The organism is Bacillus sp. USDA818B3_A (assembly GCF_009928415.1).
Taxonomy (GTDB): domain Bacteria; phylum Bacillota; class Bacilli; order Bacillales; family Cytobacillaceae; genus Neobacillus.
In genome coordinates this window covers 51,130-65,413 of record NZ_JAABNN010000010.1, presented here as the reverse complement: position 1 = coordinate 65,413, position 14,284 = coordinate 51,130, and the positions used below count along the sequence as shown (strand labels likewise).

14 protein-coding genes are annotated in these 14,284 nt (G+C 41.7%); 3 read left to right on the top strand and 11 right to left on the bottom strand.

Annotation, left to right across the window (positions count from 1 at the left end; all coding sequences use genetic code 11):
• Positions 1-90: 90 nt before the first annotated feature.
• The 7 genes from GXK58_RS16630 to GXK58_RS16600 form a co-directional block, all read right to left on the bottom strand.
• Positions 91-1,203: a cell division protein FtsZ gene (locus GXK58_RS16630; protein WP_160724287.1), complete on the bottom strand. Its 1,113-nt coding sequence runs from the start codon at positions 1,201-1,203 to the stop codon at positions 91-93.
• Between the two features lie 156 nt (positions 1,204-1,359).
• Positions 1,360-2,067, bottom strand: a complete 708-nt coding sequence (locus tag GXK58_RS16625) for a M48 family metallopeptidase (protein ID WP_160724286.1) — start codon at positions 2,065-2,067, stop codon at positions 1,360-1,362.
• An 18-nt stretch (positions 2,068-2,085) separates the two neighbouring features.
• The gene (locus GXK58_RS16620) at positions 2,086-2,580 is read right to left on the bottom strand and encodes a DUF1456 family protein (RefSeq protein ID WP_160724285.1); all 495 of its coding nucleotides are present in this window, start codon (positions 2,578-2,580) and stop codon (positions 2,086-2,088) included.
• A 15-nt stretch (positions 2,581-2,595) separates the two neighbouring features.
• Positions 2,596-3,966, bottom strand: coding sequence for a 23S rRNA (uracil(1939)-C(5))-methyltransferase RlmD (gene rlmD / locus GXK58_RS16615; protein ID WP_160724284.1), 1,371 nt, complete (start codon positions 3,964-3,966; stop codon positions 2,596-2,598).
• Between the two features lie 154 nt (positions 3,967-4,120).
• Positions 4,121-5,593, bottom strand: coding sequence for a nicotinate phosphoribosyltransferase (locus tag GXK58_RS16610; protein WP_160724283.1), 1,473 nt, complete (start codon positions 5,591-5,593; stop codon positions 4,121-4,123).
• A gap of 64 nt (positions 5,594-5,657) precedes the next feature.
• Positions 5,658-6,203 carry a cysteine hydrolase family protein gene (locus GXK58_RS16605; RefSeq protein WP_160724282.1) on the bottom strand — a complete coding sequence of 182 codons (546 nt, stop codon included), beginning with the start codon at positions 6,201-6,203 and terminating at the stop codon, positions 5,658-5,660.
• A gap of 142 nt (positions 6,204-6,345) precedes the next feature.
• Entirely contained in the window at positions 6,346-7,287 is a 942-nt protein-coding gene (locus GXK58_RS16600; protein ID WP_160724281.1) for a diacylglycerol kinase, read from the bottom strand.
• Positions 7,288-7,680: 393 nt separating this feature from the next.
• On the opposite strand from GXK58_RS16600, the gene plsY reads away from it, so the two are divergent.
• Positions 7,681-8,310: a glycerol-3-phosphate 1-O-acyltransferase PlsY gene (gene plsY / locus GXK58_RS16595; protein WP_160724353.1), complete on the top strand. Its 630-nt coding sequence runs from the start codon at positions 7,681-7,683 to the stop codon at positions 8,308-8,310.
• Positions 8,311-8,508: 198 nt separating this feature from the next.
• Positions 8,509-10,002: a sodium/proline symporter PutP gene (gene putP / locus GXK58_RS16590; protein WP_160724280.1), complete on the top strand. Its 1,494-nt coding sequence runs from the start codon at positions 8,509-8,511 to the stop codon at positions 10,000-10,002.
• Between the two features lie 57 nt (positions 10,003-10,059).
• On the opposite strand, the gene GXK58_RS16585 is transcribed toward putP, so the two are convergent.
• Together GXK58_RS16585 and GXK58_RS16580 are read right to left on the bottom strand one after the other, a co-directional pair.
• On the bottom strand, positions 10,060-10,611 hold the full coding sequence (locus tag GXK58_RS16585) for a thioredoxin family protein (RefSeq protein ID WP_160724279.1): 552 nt from the start codon (positions 10,609-10,611) through the stop codon (positions 10,060-10,062).
• A gap of 17 nt (positions 10,612-10,628) precedes the next feature.
• Positions 10,629-11,165, bottom strand: a complete 537-nt coding sequence (locus GXK58_RS16580; protein ID WP_160724278.1) for a DUF1697 domain-containing protein — start codon at positions 11,163-11,165, stop codon at positions 10,629-10,631.
• Positions 11,166-11,325: 160 nt separating this feature from the next.
• Here GXK58_RS16580 and GXK58_RS16575 point away from each other — a divergent pair, with 160 nt between their 5' ends.
• Positions 11,326-11,757, top strand: a complete 432-nt coding sequence (locus GXK58_RS16575) for a VOC family protein (protein ID WP_160724277.1) — start codon at positions 11,326-11,328, stop codon at positions 11,755-11,757.
• A 337-nt stretch (positions 11,758-12,094) separates the two neighbouring features.
• On the opposite strand, the gene dgoD is transcribed toward GXK58_RS16575, so the two are convergent.
• Both dgoD and GXK58_RS16565 read right to left on the bottom strand, forming a co-directional pair.
• A complete protein-coding gene (dgoD, locus tag GXK58_RS16570; RefSeq protein ID WP_160724276.1) occupies positions 12,095-13,243 on the bottom strand; it encodes a galactonate dehydratase in 1,149 nt (382 codons plus the stop codon).
• Positions 13,244-13,247: 4 nt separating this feature from the next.
• Entirely contained in the window at positions 13,248-14,267 is a 1,020-nt protein-coding gene (locus GXK58_RS16565; RefSeq protein WP_160724275.1) for a 2-dehydro-3-deoxygalactonokinase, read from the bottom strand.
• Positions 14,268-14,284 lie beyond the last annotated feature (17 nt).

The following is a 14,284-nucleotide window of genomic DNA, read 5'->3' as shown; positions in this document are numbered from 1 at the left end:
ATCCATATTCCTCTACTTGGATGTTTAATCCAAGTAGGGAAACTCTGTCCAATAAAAAAAGCCAGCCTATGATAGTAGGCTGACCCTTCGTTATTTATGATATTTAGATAATTTAGACGTGGTGTTTCCCGACTTTCTCTCCTGCGGCCGCGCTTTTAAGTTGGACGCCCAGGAAACTTGCGATTGATAATGCTGGGAATGCTCCTTATTTACCAGTTGCTGCAATCGGTCTTTATTTTTCTCAAGAAGTTCTTCAAGAGCCTTTAAGCGGCGAGTAGGAAACGCAAGTCCCGCCAGTACCGTCGTTATCGTTGGATCTGATTCCGAAATATATGTTCCTTCGAATAATTCTAGCGGTTCGCCAACCGCCTCAAAAATGGATGGAACATTAATGAGTTTTGCCATACTTTCTGGGCCTTCATAAATTAATCCAGCTCGAATCACCCCTGTTGTTTCAACCGGGCAGAAAATGGAGCTTACCCAGGATTGCTGTATTTTACTTGAAACATCAGCCGTTGTCTTCGCATCTGTGATGGCGGTTGATGAGATAAGAGTAACCCCTCTTGTGCTCAATATATTCATTAAGTCGGTTTCATCGAAGTTTCCAAAAAAGGAACTCTTTTTTGTCACTTGCAGAACATTATTAATTGCCTCCATCACTTGATGATTGGAAGATAAGTAAATCTGATGTTTACTGGATTGGGGAGTGAATTTACGCAGCTGATCATTATCGACTAGGAAGACAGAGGACAGCGCATCAATTCTAGAAATCTCCTCGATACAGGCAGCGGCATTAATCCGGTTTCCTGCCAGTACATTACGATCTGGAACCACTGCAATTGCACCTATATTGATCCCTGGAAGATGATCTAATAATAAATCCATTAAGAGTGGGCTCATCCCTGACCCTGTTCCTCCGTCTGTTGAGAAGGCTACTAATAACAGGTTAATATTCTTAAAAGACTTTTTAACAAAGTCGATTAGTTCCCTGTAATGCTCATTTACTGCTTTTAACCCAATTGACCTATTTTGGCCTGCCCCGCTGTAACCCGGAACAAAGTACTTCTTTTCCACCCTTGTATTCACTGTCCCATCACGTTGATTTGTATTAATAAGAGCGGCCTGGAAGCCCATGGTAGCTGCAATTTCAGCTATATTTCCGCCGGCCTGACCGACACCTAAAATCCCAACTGATTTCGCCATATTCCCTTATCCCCTCCCTTTCTTCTAAAATCATACTCATATTTTTAAAATTTAGACTCCCTTTTAATAAGCATAGAAAAAAGAACCTTCCATTTTAGTAGGTTCTTTTCTTAATATTAATAAGTTGCAGGTGTTACTTTTGGTGACAGGCACCGACTAGACCGTCATTTTCCAATTGGATAAAGCCAGCCAGTTTTCTTTTTCCTTATAATCAGGCATGATTTTTCCAACCAGGCGCCAGAATGAGCGATCATGATTCATGTGAACCATATGACACATTTCATGAACGACCACATACTCGATTACTTCACGAGGAGCCATTGCCAGCCTCCAATTAAAAGTTAACTGCTGCCTTGAATCACAGGTTCCCCATGTTTTTTTACTATCCGTAATCTGTATGGAACGCGGTTTGGTTTTAAAGTACTGTTGATAGGCGGCAATACTCTTCTCTACTAACGCTTTACATTGCTGATAATAAAAACGCCTAAGGGCTTGTTGTACTTTTTCATCCTCAAGCTGCTGCACATGGATTTGTAACTTATCTCCTTCAAACTCCACATAGTCTTGGTCGATATTATTGTTTAGAATCATTTCAATCGGATAAGTTCTTCCTAAATAAAGAAAGCCCTCGCCCTGCTCATAAACCTTTTTCTGCGGGCCATCCAGCCTATCTTTCATTTCCTTTAATTTCTGTTGAATAACATCCCAATTCTGCTCTATTAACTGAATGACTCTTTCATCAGGTGTCCCTTTTGGAGCTTGGAACTCCAGATTTCCATAGCTATCAATCGTCATTCCAATCGAAGTTCGATTTTTGTATTTTATTTCAAAACGTATCGTCTCACCCAAGTAGGTATGTATCATCTTATCACCAAACGTCCATTATCCCCGGTATTTAACAGCCAGCCCCTTCAAAAAGTTCCTGGCAAATTTATCTCCGCATTCTTTATAATTCTTATGTCCTTCTTTTCTTAACAGGGCACCGAGTTCTCCCTTTGATACTCGGATTCCTGCATTTTCGAATATATCCAGCATGTCTTCAGTAGTTAATGCCAGCGCAATTTTTACTTTCTTTAACAAGAGATTATTTACGTTTGCAGTCTTAGGTGTAACCGGTTCTGGTTGATTAGACTGTTCTGGTTTAGGCTCTTGTCTCCCTCTTTTAAAAATAATCAGACCATTTAAAAATGAGTCGAACATGCTGTTATTACAGTTGATTTGTTCATGATCCTCCATATCATCATCTGATTTTGTCAGGATTTGTATCACTTCTGGGACGGTTACGTCCACACCGCCAAGTTTAAAAATCTCGGCCATTTCTTTGTTTTTTATTTCTAGCGCATATCTCAAGCGAATTAATATATCGTTATTGTCCATCAATGGACCTCCTATTTATTTTAATTCTATCTTTGCCACTGCCTCAACGTGAGTGGTCATCGGGAACATATCAACCGGCTGTACCTCAACCGTTTTATAGCCGCCATCTTCGAGGATCCTCAAATCCCGGGCGAGTGTCGCTGGATTACAGGATACATAGACCACTTTCTTGGGCTTCATATCAATAATCGTCTGCAGCAATGCCTCATCACAACCTTTTCGGGGCGGGTCAACGACGAGCACATCCGCAGCATTACCCTCCTTGTACCACTTCGGAATCACAACCTCCGACTCGCCGGCAGCAAACTCCGCATTGGTAATTCCGTTCAACTGTGCATTTCGCTTCGCATCTTCAATCGCTTCCGGCACCACTTCTACACCAAAGACCTTCTTAGCCTTTTGGGCTAAAAATAACGAAATCGTCCCGATTCCGCAATAGGCGTCAATCACCGTTTCTTCACCGCTCAGGTTCGCATACTCAAGTGCCTTTTCATAAAGGACCTTTGTCTGAACTGGGTTAACCTGGTAAAACGATAAAGCTGAGATGGCGAACTTCACATCTCCAATATAGTCATAAATGATGTCGCTTCCCCATAGCACCTTGGTTTTTTCACCGAGGATTACATTGGTCCGTTTCGAGTTAACATTATGAACAATGGATTTGACCTTTGGCAGCCGGGCAACGATTGCTTCAACCAGCTTCTCTTTATTTGGAAGTTCAGCTGTTCTCGTAATCATTACAACCATAAGTTCTCCCGTCTGTTTTCCGTAACGGGCCATAATATGACGGAGCACCCCTTTGTGGGTCTCCTCCTGATAGGCAGGAATCTTTAACTCGCTGCAAATCTCTTTAATTGTCTGTACTGCCTCATTTATTTCTGGCAATTGAATGAGGCTTTCATCCGTATCGACAATTTCATGTGTTCTTTGTTTAAAAAAACCGGCAATCAGTTTGCCATCTTTTTCACCAACAGGCACCTGTGCTTTATTTCGATAGTGCCATGGATGTTCCATCCCTAGAATTGGATGCACGACAACATCCTCTAGTTTTCCGATTCGAGCTAATACCTCCCGAACCTGATTTTCTTTGTATTTCAGCTGCCCTTCATAACTGATATGTTCTAGCTGACAGCCACCGTATTTATTCCGGTCACTGTTAGGGATTTCCACTCGAAAAGGGCTTTTTTCATAAAGCTCGATTAACCTTCCGAAACCATAGCTTTTACCCGTCTTGATTACCTTTACTTTTGCCTTCTCTCCCGGCAGTCCGTTTGGGACAAATAACGGATATCCTTCTACCTTTGCAACCCCTGCTCCGTCATGGGTTAAATCTTCAAACACAACATCTATATAATCGTTTTTAGTTACTGGTATGGTTTTGTTCATTCAATTCTTCCTTTGCTCCGAAATTGACTAGAAAGATTGTAACACATAATGCAGTAGAACACGAAATGGGGCTCATAGAGGGTACAATTTTGCCATGCAGTGCAAAAAATAACCAAAACAAAAACGTCCCTTAATAATCAGGACGTCCCTATTTTTATTCCTCTTCCGCTTTCATCGCAGCCACTTTTTCTTTTACTTCTTCAATATTTCTCATCTTGTTATCCCAGCACTTTTGACTTAAGTCAACTGGATACTCTTCCGGATTCATCGTACGTTTATATTCATCCCAAAGGGCATCAAGATTTTGCTTTAAGTAATCTCGCGACTCTTCCAAACATGGGACTTCATAGACAAGCTCTCCGTTAGTGAATATATCTGCGTGCAGTTCTTTGGCTGTATAATTTGTAACGATCTTATTAATAAACGTATGGGTTGGGTGGAACATACGCAACCGTTTTTCCGGCAGTACTTCATCCTCCATCGCAATATAGTCACCTTCAGCATGGTGATTGATATTATTAATAATTCGGTAAATTTTCTTCATCCCCGGAGTGGTCACCTTAGCCGGATTGGAGGAAATTTTGATTGTATCCTCTAACTCGCCTTTTTTATCCTCAATTGCGACAAGTTTATATACCGCACCAAGGGCTGCCTGGTCATAGGCAGTAATCAGCTTGGTTCCAATTCCCCAGCTGTCAATCCTCGCTCCTTGCCCTTTTAAATTCATGATCGTATATTCATCAAGGTCACTGGAGGCTACAATCTTGGCATCTGTAAATCCAGCTTCATCCAGCATTTTACGAGCCTCTTTGGAAAGATAGGCAAGGTCACCGCTATCAAGGCGGATACCGATGAAATTAATTTTATCGCCCAGCTCCTTTGCCACCTTAATGGCATTAGGCACACCCAGACGAAGGGTATCATATGTATCAACTAAAAAGACGCAATCCTTATGTGTTCCCGCATATTTGTGGAAAGCCGTGTATTCATCCTTATAAGCTTGGACCATCGCATGAGCATGCGTACCAGATACAGGAACTCCAAACAGTTTTCCTGCCCTCACGTTACTGGTTGAATCAAAACCTGCTAAATAAGCAGCTCTTGTTCCCCAAATGGCTGCATCCATTTCTTGTGCCCGTCTTGTCCCAAACTCCATCGCCACCGCATCGCCAACAACCTGCTTGATTCTTGATGCTTTGGTCGCAATTAATGTTTGATAGTTCACAATATTAAGTAACGCTGTTTCAATAATCTGTGCCTCTCCCAGCGGTGCATCCACTCTTAAAATCGGCTCATTTCCAAAGACAAGTTCGCCTTCTTGCATCGCACGAATCGTCCCAGTAAAGCGCATATTTTTTAAGTAATCGAGGAAATCGTCCTTGTAACCCACTTCATTTTTCAAATATTCAAGATCTTCCTCACTAAAACGGAACCCCTGGATAAATTGAATCACCTTTTCTAGCCCAGCGAACACAGCATAGCCATTACCAAATGGCAGCTTACGGAAAAAAAGCTCAAATACCGCCCGTTTATTATGTATGCCATCTCTCCAATACGTCTCCGCCATATTAATTTGGTAGAGATCGGTATGCAGAGATAAACTATCATCATGATAAAAGTGTTTCATAATTAAACCTCCGGAATACTATTACAGCTTATTAACATTATAATTCATCATACCATTTAAAACCCTATTTCACCAGAGCACCGAGGGTTTGTTCAAAGTGGCCGAGTGCCCATTCATGGCCAGCCTGATTGAAAGAAGCAACGGCCTCCTTATAGACAATGATTTTAAATCCCCTGTTGTAGGCATCGACGGCCGTATGAAGCACACAGATATCCGTACAAACGCCAACAAGGTGGACCTCAGTAATCCCCCGTTCCCGCAATTTGATTTCGAGATCTGTTCCGGCAAAGGCTGAATAGCGTGTTTTGTCCATATATACAACATTTTCAAGCTGTTTATTTTCATCATAGACACCCTGAAGAGAACCAAATAAATCACGGCCAGATGTTCCTCTTAGATTATGAGAAGGGAATAATCTCGTCTCAGGGTGATACTCGTCGCCCTTGTCGTGAACATCAATCGCAAAAACGACATAATCACCATTTTGAATAAATTCCTTTGTCAGCTCAACAATTTTACTTTCAATGATTTGACCAGGCACTCCACATGTTAATGCCCCGGCATCTGCGACGAAATCGTATGTGTAATCAATATTTATCAAAGCCCTCATACCCAGATTCCTCCTTCACATCATCCTTTAACCATTATACACAGGATATGGAAAAAAGTCCGCTCCAGATGGATCGGACTTCAAGCATGTATAAAAATAGCCAGGGTCGACTGGTCTAGGATGACAGGCGCTTACGCTTTTCTTAACTATATCGCTGCCCTGAAACCCAATCAGTCGGCCGGTCGTTCGGACGGATATCATCTAGAGGTACAAACACTTCTAGATGCCGGTAAAGATTTTCAAACTCCGACGGTAGCAATCCGCCAAATTCTCCATCTAGATTGAGCTGGACTTTTTCACTCGAATAAACCTTAATACGATTAGCCTGTGTATAAATAACGTTCGGATCATTCACATGCTCACCGCGGACGGCTAAGGTTGAAATTCGAATAAACTCTGCGAGGTTTACCTTTTTCAAAATTAATAACGAAAATAATCCATCATTAATCGATGCATCCGGTGCCAGTTTTTCGAATCCACCGATGGAATTCGTCAGGCCAACGAGGAACATCATGGCTTCGCCCTCAAACAATTTTCCATCATACTCTATTCGGAGGTCTGACGCTTTAATGGACGGAAGCATTTCCATCCCTTTTAAATAGTAAGCAAGCTGCCCGAGCATGGTTTTTAGTTTGCTTGGCACTTCATATGTAATCTCAGTAATTCGGCCGCCGCCTGCAATATTGATAAAATAACGATCATTAATCCGCCCGATGTCAACAGGAATTAGTTCTCCCCTTGTGATGATATCCACTGCCGTACCAATATCCCGCGGAATTTGGAGAGCACGGGCAAAGTCATTGGTTGTTCCCGCAGGAATAATGCCCAATTTCGGACGAAACTCCTGTTCGGCGAGTCCGTTCACGACCTCATGGATGGTTCCATCGCCGCCAGCAGCAATGACCACATCGTACTGACGCTCTACGGCTAAGCGAGCAGCTTTGGTGGCATCCCCAGCGCTTGTAGTCGCATGGCAAGATGCTTCATATCCTGCGATCTCTAGTTTTTCAAGGATTTCCGGCAGATTTCTCTTCAGAATTTCTCGGCCTGAAGTAGGATTGTATATCAGTCTTGCTCTTTTCATTATCATCATCCTATTTTTTATATAACAATTGACGTTGTCTGTTGAATATTCTACCAATTATTATTCTCGCTTACAAATATATTGTAATTGATTTGTCTACAGCTTTAGGTCATAAGCATTGCTTAATGGTGTATTAACCCTTAACGGATTGAGACACTGCCTCGCATTCCTAGATACAAGCTTTTAGTTACTTTAACTGTTATATCATATCCAACTGACTTCACTACTACACGTCTGATATTATATTAGTTGGATAGGAAATGGCAGAGAGGTCTACCTTTCTGATTCATAAATAAAGTCCCCGTTTTTTCCTTCATATTATATTTCAACAAAATATTACCATTTCTATATGTTAGAATGCTATTAGAAATATTTAAAAAGGGAATGATGAAAATGTTTTGGACGTTACTCGTGGCTTCCTATTTAATTGGTAGCATTCCTACCGCTTTAATTGTGGGCAAACTTTTCTATGACGTAGATATACGTGAACTGGGAAGCAAGAATCCCGGCGCAACTAACACCCTAAGAGTTCTTGGTAAAAAGTGGGCCATAATTGTTCTTCTTATCGACCTTGCAAAAGGGGCCTTAGCTTCCTACCTGCCAATCTACTTTCACCTGGAAGCGGAACCGCTCTTCTTTGGTCTATTAGCAGTTGTTGGCCATTGCTTTCCCATCTTTGCAGGCTTTCGAGGCGGGAAGGCCATCGCTACCACCGCTGGCACCCTGTTGGTCGCCAACCTTCCTTTACTCATCATAGCCTATGTTTGCTTCTTCTTAGTGATTTTTATAACTAAGTATGTATTCTTTGGCTCTATCTCCGTTGGCCTTAGCATGCTCGTCTATGCCCTAATCTCACCTAAACTAGAATTAGAACTGCTCTTCCTGTTTTTCTCTCTTTTTTTACTGTTTCTGCACCGCTCCAACATACGTAACTTCATCCTTGGCATCGAACCAAAAATTACCGATAAGAACCTTCCTAAAGACCGCATCCCTCCTAAGAATGGCGGCGGGTTTAAAATGTAACATGGGGCCTTCATTTTGAAGAGCCCTTACTATCTCCGAAAGTACGGCACCCCCTCTATTATTATTCTACGAGCATTTTCCCTTATTTTAAAAAAACATCTAATTATACTAGAAATAGGTTTATATAATTGATAGAATATTTTTTATATATGCAATTTTATATGTTATTTATTTTCACAAAATAATAGGGGGAATAATATGTCCAATGAAACGCTGCAACTAGTTTCGATAGGGATTTACATAGCCATGATGTTATTCATTGGCTGGTACTCGTATCGAAAAACGAACAATCTGACTGATTACATGCTTGGGGGAAGATCATTAGGACCAGCCGTTACTGCCCTAAGTGCTGGTGCCGCCGATATGAGCGGCTGGCTTTTAATGGGATTACCAGGAGGCATATACGTAAATGGATTAGCCGACGCGTGGATTGCCATCGGTCTAACTTTAGGTGCCTATCTGAACTGGCTCTTGGTCGCACCGCGTCTTCGTTCATACACACAAGTCGCAAATGATTCTATTACCATACCAAGCTATCTAGAAAACCGTTTTAAAGACAAAACCAAACTGCTCAGGATCGTATCAGGTATCGTCATTCTCCTTTTCTTCACTTTTTATGTTTCATCGGGGATGGTTTCTGGAGCGGTCTTCTTTGAAAGCTCCTTTGGGACGAGCTACCATACCGGTCTTTATATTGTTGGCGGGGTTGTCGTAGCGTATACCTTATTTGGCGGGTTCTTAGCAGTGAGCTATACCGATTTTATTCAAGGGTTAATGATGTTAATTGCCCTGCTTCTTGTACCGGCGATTGGCATCTTCCATACCGGAGGCCCGGCAGAAACGTTTGATACCATTCGTGCCATAGATGCGACGCATCTGGATCTGTTAAAAGGAACTACCCTTATTGGAATCATCTCAGCATGTGCATGGGGGCTCGGATACTTTGGACAGCCGCATATCATCGTCCGCTTTATGGCCATTAAAACAATAAAAGAAACAAAAAGCGCCCGCTTGATTGGGATGGGCTGGATGATTTTTTCTTTATTAGGGACGATCTTTACTGCACTTATTGGTATTGCGTTCTTTAAACAAAATCCACAATTTACCCTCGATGATCCTGAAGCAGTATTTATTCAACTTGGGCAAATTTTATTCCATCCTATCATCGCCGGCTTTGTTTTAGCCGCCATTCTAGCGGCGATCATGAGCACAATCTCTTCACAATTGATTGTGACTTCTAGTGCACTTGTTGAAGACTTGTATAAAATGGTTGTAAACAAAAATGCGAAGGATAAACAACTAGTTTTTTTAGGAAGAATGGCCGTGCTACTTGTTGCGGTCGTTGCTTCTGTGCTTGCCTTCAACCAAGATAATACCATCTTAAATCTTGTTGCATATGCATGGGCAGGCTTCGGAGCATCTTTTGGACCAATTATTTTATTAAGTCTTTTCTGGAAAAAAATGAACCAATGGGGAGCTTTGTCAGGGATGATTGTCGGGGCAGTGACCGTTATTGTCTGGAAAAATTATGACCTTGGTAAAATTCTTTTCGGTGAATCACTTTATGAAATTGTCCCTGGTTTTCTACTTAACTTGCTAGTGGCCGTCATTGTCAGCTTATTGACCTATAAGAAAAATGAAGAAATAGAAAAGGAATTTTCAGAAAGTGTTCGATTAGTAAATAAGGGTTAGATAATAGAAAACGCTCGGAACTTTTTCATCCGAGCGTTTTTTAATGCAATAAATAGTTTATTTTAATTTAGAAAGGATACTATCAGCAACCGTCTGCCAAATGCCGGCATCGCTTACATACGAGGCTCTAAGCTCCTTATACATCGCCATTTGCTTCTCCTCGAAATCCGGTGCTTCCTTATCCGGAAGTGCTGCACGCCGTTCAGTCACAAGCGCCTGCATCTCAGATGCTCTCGGTCCCCATACTGCGGTCTCGTTCCCTTCTTGATTTATAAAAATATAAATAGGAATCGCTCGTGACGTGCCATTGGTCAAGTATTGATCCATCAACTCGAGATTTTGATCACGGAGGACAAAGCGTAGTTCGATACCCGCTGCCTCTGATATCTTCATCAAAATCGGGTTATTGAGCAGCGCATCCCCGCACCAATCTTCAGTTAACGCAATTACCCTCAAGTGCAGTTCTCTTAGACCAGCCAACTTGTTTTGGTCCTCTTCTGTGAGGTTAAACTTCTCATAAATAGCCAGCATCTCTTCTTTATTTTGCTTCATTGAGTTAATGTACTCATCAACCGTCATTCCTCTTTGAAACCATTCATTTAAATTCATCTTTAAACACACCTCTCTTATAATGACTTTGACAAATCCTCAAGTTTACTAACTGTTTTCCAATTACGCACGGTTGCCGGCACGCCGAGCTTCGGGAGCTGCGGCGCCAGCTTCGAATCCCTAATACTCTTGCGGAAATAGAAATATACTTCCTTCCCCTTAATCTTACACTCTTCAAATTCATTATTGTAAGCGTACATATGGTCGATGCCTTCTCTAGCAGGTTCTCTTCCTAAAAAAGCAATTTGTACACTTTCGCCCTCATTCAATGAATCAGTTGAGTAGGGACAATCAAGAATCAACTGTTTGAGCTCCTCAGCGGTTCTTAAAACAACCGGAACAGGGAAACCAAATATACGGTTAAGTTCGTTCTCCATCCGTTTGCTAAGTTGTTCAGCACCGTCTTCCGATTCAAACAAGACATTTCCACTTTGAATATACGTTTTGACTTTTTGCAATCCCATTGACTCTAATAGGCTTTTTAAATCGGCCATTTTCATTTTATGATGGCCGCCCACATTAATTCCCCGTAACAGCGCAATATAAATGGTCATTCCACAGCCTCGCTCCTTAGAAATATCTAACTGCCTAAATCTTACCATTTTGTGGGGTTGTTAAACCAGGGAATAAGCTTTCATTTCATTAATTAGAAGGAAACAAGTAATTATATGAAGAATTGTTAATTAGCATAGAAATAAATGGAGGTAATAAAACATGGTCCCACAAAGAGTTAGTTTACTTACTCTCGGTGCATACGATTTGCCTGTACTTCGTGCGTTTTATCAATCTTTAGGGTGGGAGGAAACGGAGACTAGCTCCGATCACTATGCTGTCTTTAAAACTGCCGGCGTCCTGCTTTCCCTTTTTCCAGTTGCAGAGCTGGCAAAAGATGCCGGTGTAGAGCTGTCCCAATCCCTCGAAACTTTTCGTCCTGTCACTTTTGCTATAAACGTAGAAAAGCCAGACACGGTAGATTCAACGATTGATATAATTCGAGAAGCTGGCGGGATTATTTTAAGAGAACCTAGTGACGCTTTTTGGGGCGGCCGTACAGCCTACTTTGCTGACCCTGAAAAGAACCTCTGGGAAGTGGCTTGGAATCCGAGTGCTGTCTTTGATGAACGCGGTGCGATGATTTCGTTCTAGAAAACGAGGATGCATGACATCTTCGTTTTCTTTGTCTGTATCTATTTCTACTAAACAAGTTTAAGATTCGACATCCTCTAACACTATCCGATGTTAACTAAACGTTTGTTTAGTTTTCCTATATACCTTATAAACAGGGGACTTTTTCCCGGGAAATGTGGAAAAGATTGTCGAGACATGTTTCGACATTAGGTAAAGCATAAGCCTGTTAACCAAGAGTTAGTTCATAGCTTCTAGTAGCTGAAGCCGACCAATTATTAAATCAAATTTTTGTTCTCTTTTATCCTTAAAAAAACTGGCAGAATCTAATCTGCCAGCTTTTTATTCTATTAAACTGCTACCATTCCGCAATCGTACCATCCTTATGTCTCCATACAGGATTCTTCCAGTTGTGCCCTACATCTGCCTGTCTTCTCAAGAATTCCTCATTGACCGTAATTCCTAATCCTGGCCCTTTTGGCAGCAGTACCAAACCATCTTTATAGTCAAAAACAGTGGGATCGGCAATATAATCAAGCAAATCATTGCCCTTGTTATAATGAATACCGAGGCTTTGTTCCTGAATAAAGACATTATGGGAAACAGCATCAACCTGCAAACAGGCTGAGAGCGCAATCGGGCCGAGCGGGCAGTGCGGGGCAACGGCAATATCATAGGCTTCTGCCATTGCAGCAATCTTCCTGCACTCTGTAATTCCTCCAGCATGTGACAGGTCGGGTTGAATAATGTCTACATATCCATCGGATAACAACTGTTTAAAGTCCCAACGAGAAAACATTCTTTCCCCAGTTGCAATCGGTATGCTAGTTGCTCGGGCAATTTCCCGCAATGCTTCATTGTTCTCCGGAAGAACAGGCTCTTCAATAAACATCGGGCGGAATTGCTCAAGTTCCTTGGCTAAGATCTTTGCCATTGGTTTATGAACCCTTCCGTGGAAGTCAATTCCAATTTCCAGATCATTCCCACAATATTCCCGAATAGCCGCTACACGTTCAAGAACCCTATCAATTTTATTGAAGGAATCAATGTACTGAAGTTCTTCCGTTGCATTCATTTTAATTGCCGTAAATCCGGCTTCAGCCTTTTCCTTCGCTTCCATCCCCACTTCACTTGGCCTGTCGCCGCCAATCCAAGAGTATACGCGAACTGACTCTCGGCAAGCCCCTCCAAGCAAATCATAAATCGGAGCGTTATAATATTTACCCTTGATATCCCACAATGCCTGATCAATCCCGGCGATCGCACTCATTAAAATAGGTCCGCCCCGATAGAAACCAGAACGATACAGTGCCTGCCAATGGTCCTCAATTCTCATAGGATCCTTACCAATCAAATATTCTCCCATTTCTTCGACTGCGGCTTTAACTGTATGGGCTTTTCCTTCAACAATTGGTTCCCCCCAGCCAACAATCCCCGCATCCGTTTCAACTTTTAAAAATAACCAGCGTGGAGGAACGACAAAGCATTCAAGATTAGTTATTTTCATTGAATCATCCACCTCTTTTGGAAGTAATAGTAGTTAAAAAAACAATATCGCCAATCACTTTCGATCCGATGACTGTGGAAAAGTCTACTTGCTCATCACTCGATACAGTCACGTTTTTTAAGTCCAAATAGGAAAAAATTTCTCCAAATGCCCTTCGCAATGGATTACCACCGCCAATTACCACATAATCAAGCTCTTCAAGCCGCTTACTCTTTAGGATTGTTCGAATATCACAAGACATCACCGCACCAACCAAATAGTTTGCACGTTGATTTTTATTCATTTGGTTAAATACATCTGCTAAACGAACATGATAAAGGGCCCGTGTCAAACCGAACTTCTCGCTAGCTTTATAGCCTTCAATCAGATATTCCGGTTCAACACTAGTAATCAACTCTTTATCCAGAGAACTTGAAAGGATCGTTTCCCTGCTGACAGCGAATAAAAGCTCACCACATAAGGTGGAATAGCAAGATTCAATTTGCCTGTCCTCCATAAAAACAAATTTCGTATGAGAACCCGGAAGAACGATCATCCCCTTTCCTTGTAAACCTATTTGGTTTACAAGTCCAAATGATTCCACTTCTTCTCCTCTCATTACGTCATGGCGGTCAAGCTGATCGGCTAATTCCCCTTCGTAGTACTCGATTTTATTTTTCATTCCCGGTACAAAAATGCATGGGATATGACAGAAATAATCTTCTGTTCGTACCGAAGAGGCTTTTGCAAAGTCTTCTAACTTCGCCGGTGCTTCTATATGCTTTACCTCAAATAACCCTAAGTTAGAAGTAATCATCCCTGCTGCCACAATATACTGAATGTCGGTGCTTCGGAGGTTGTTCCGCAGAATAATCTCTTGCAGTCCTTCCGCTATTTTTCTTTTGAGTACATCCGCATTCCCGTCTATTGCCGTATTTCTTACACCTACGTTTAGCTTAATAACATCTATGACTTTGTTTTGCTTGTCATTAACAAGCCGAATACGAGAATTAGTTGTGCCAGAATCAATAGCAATCATATACATTCACATCACCACTCGTA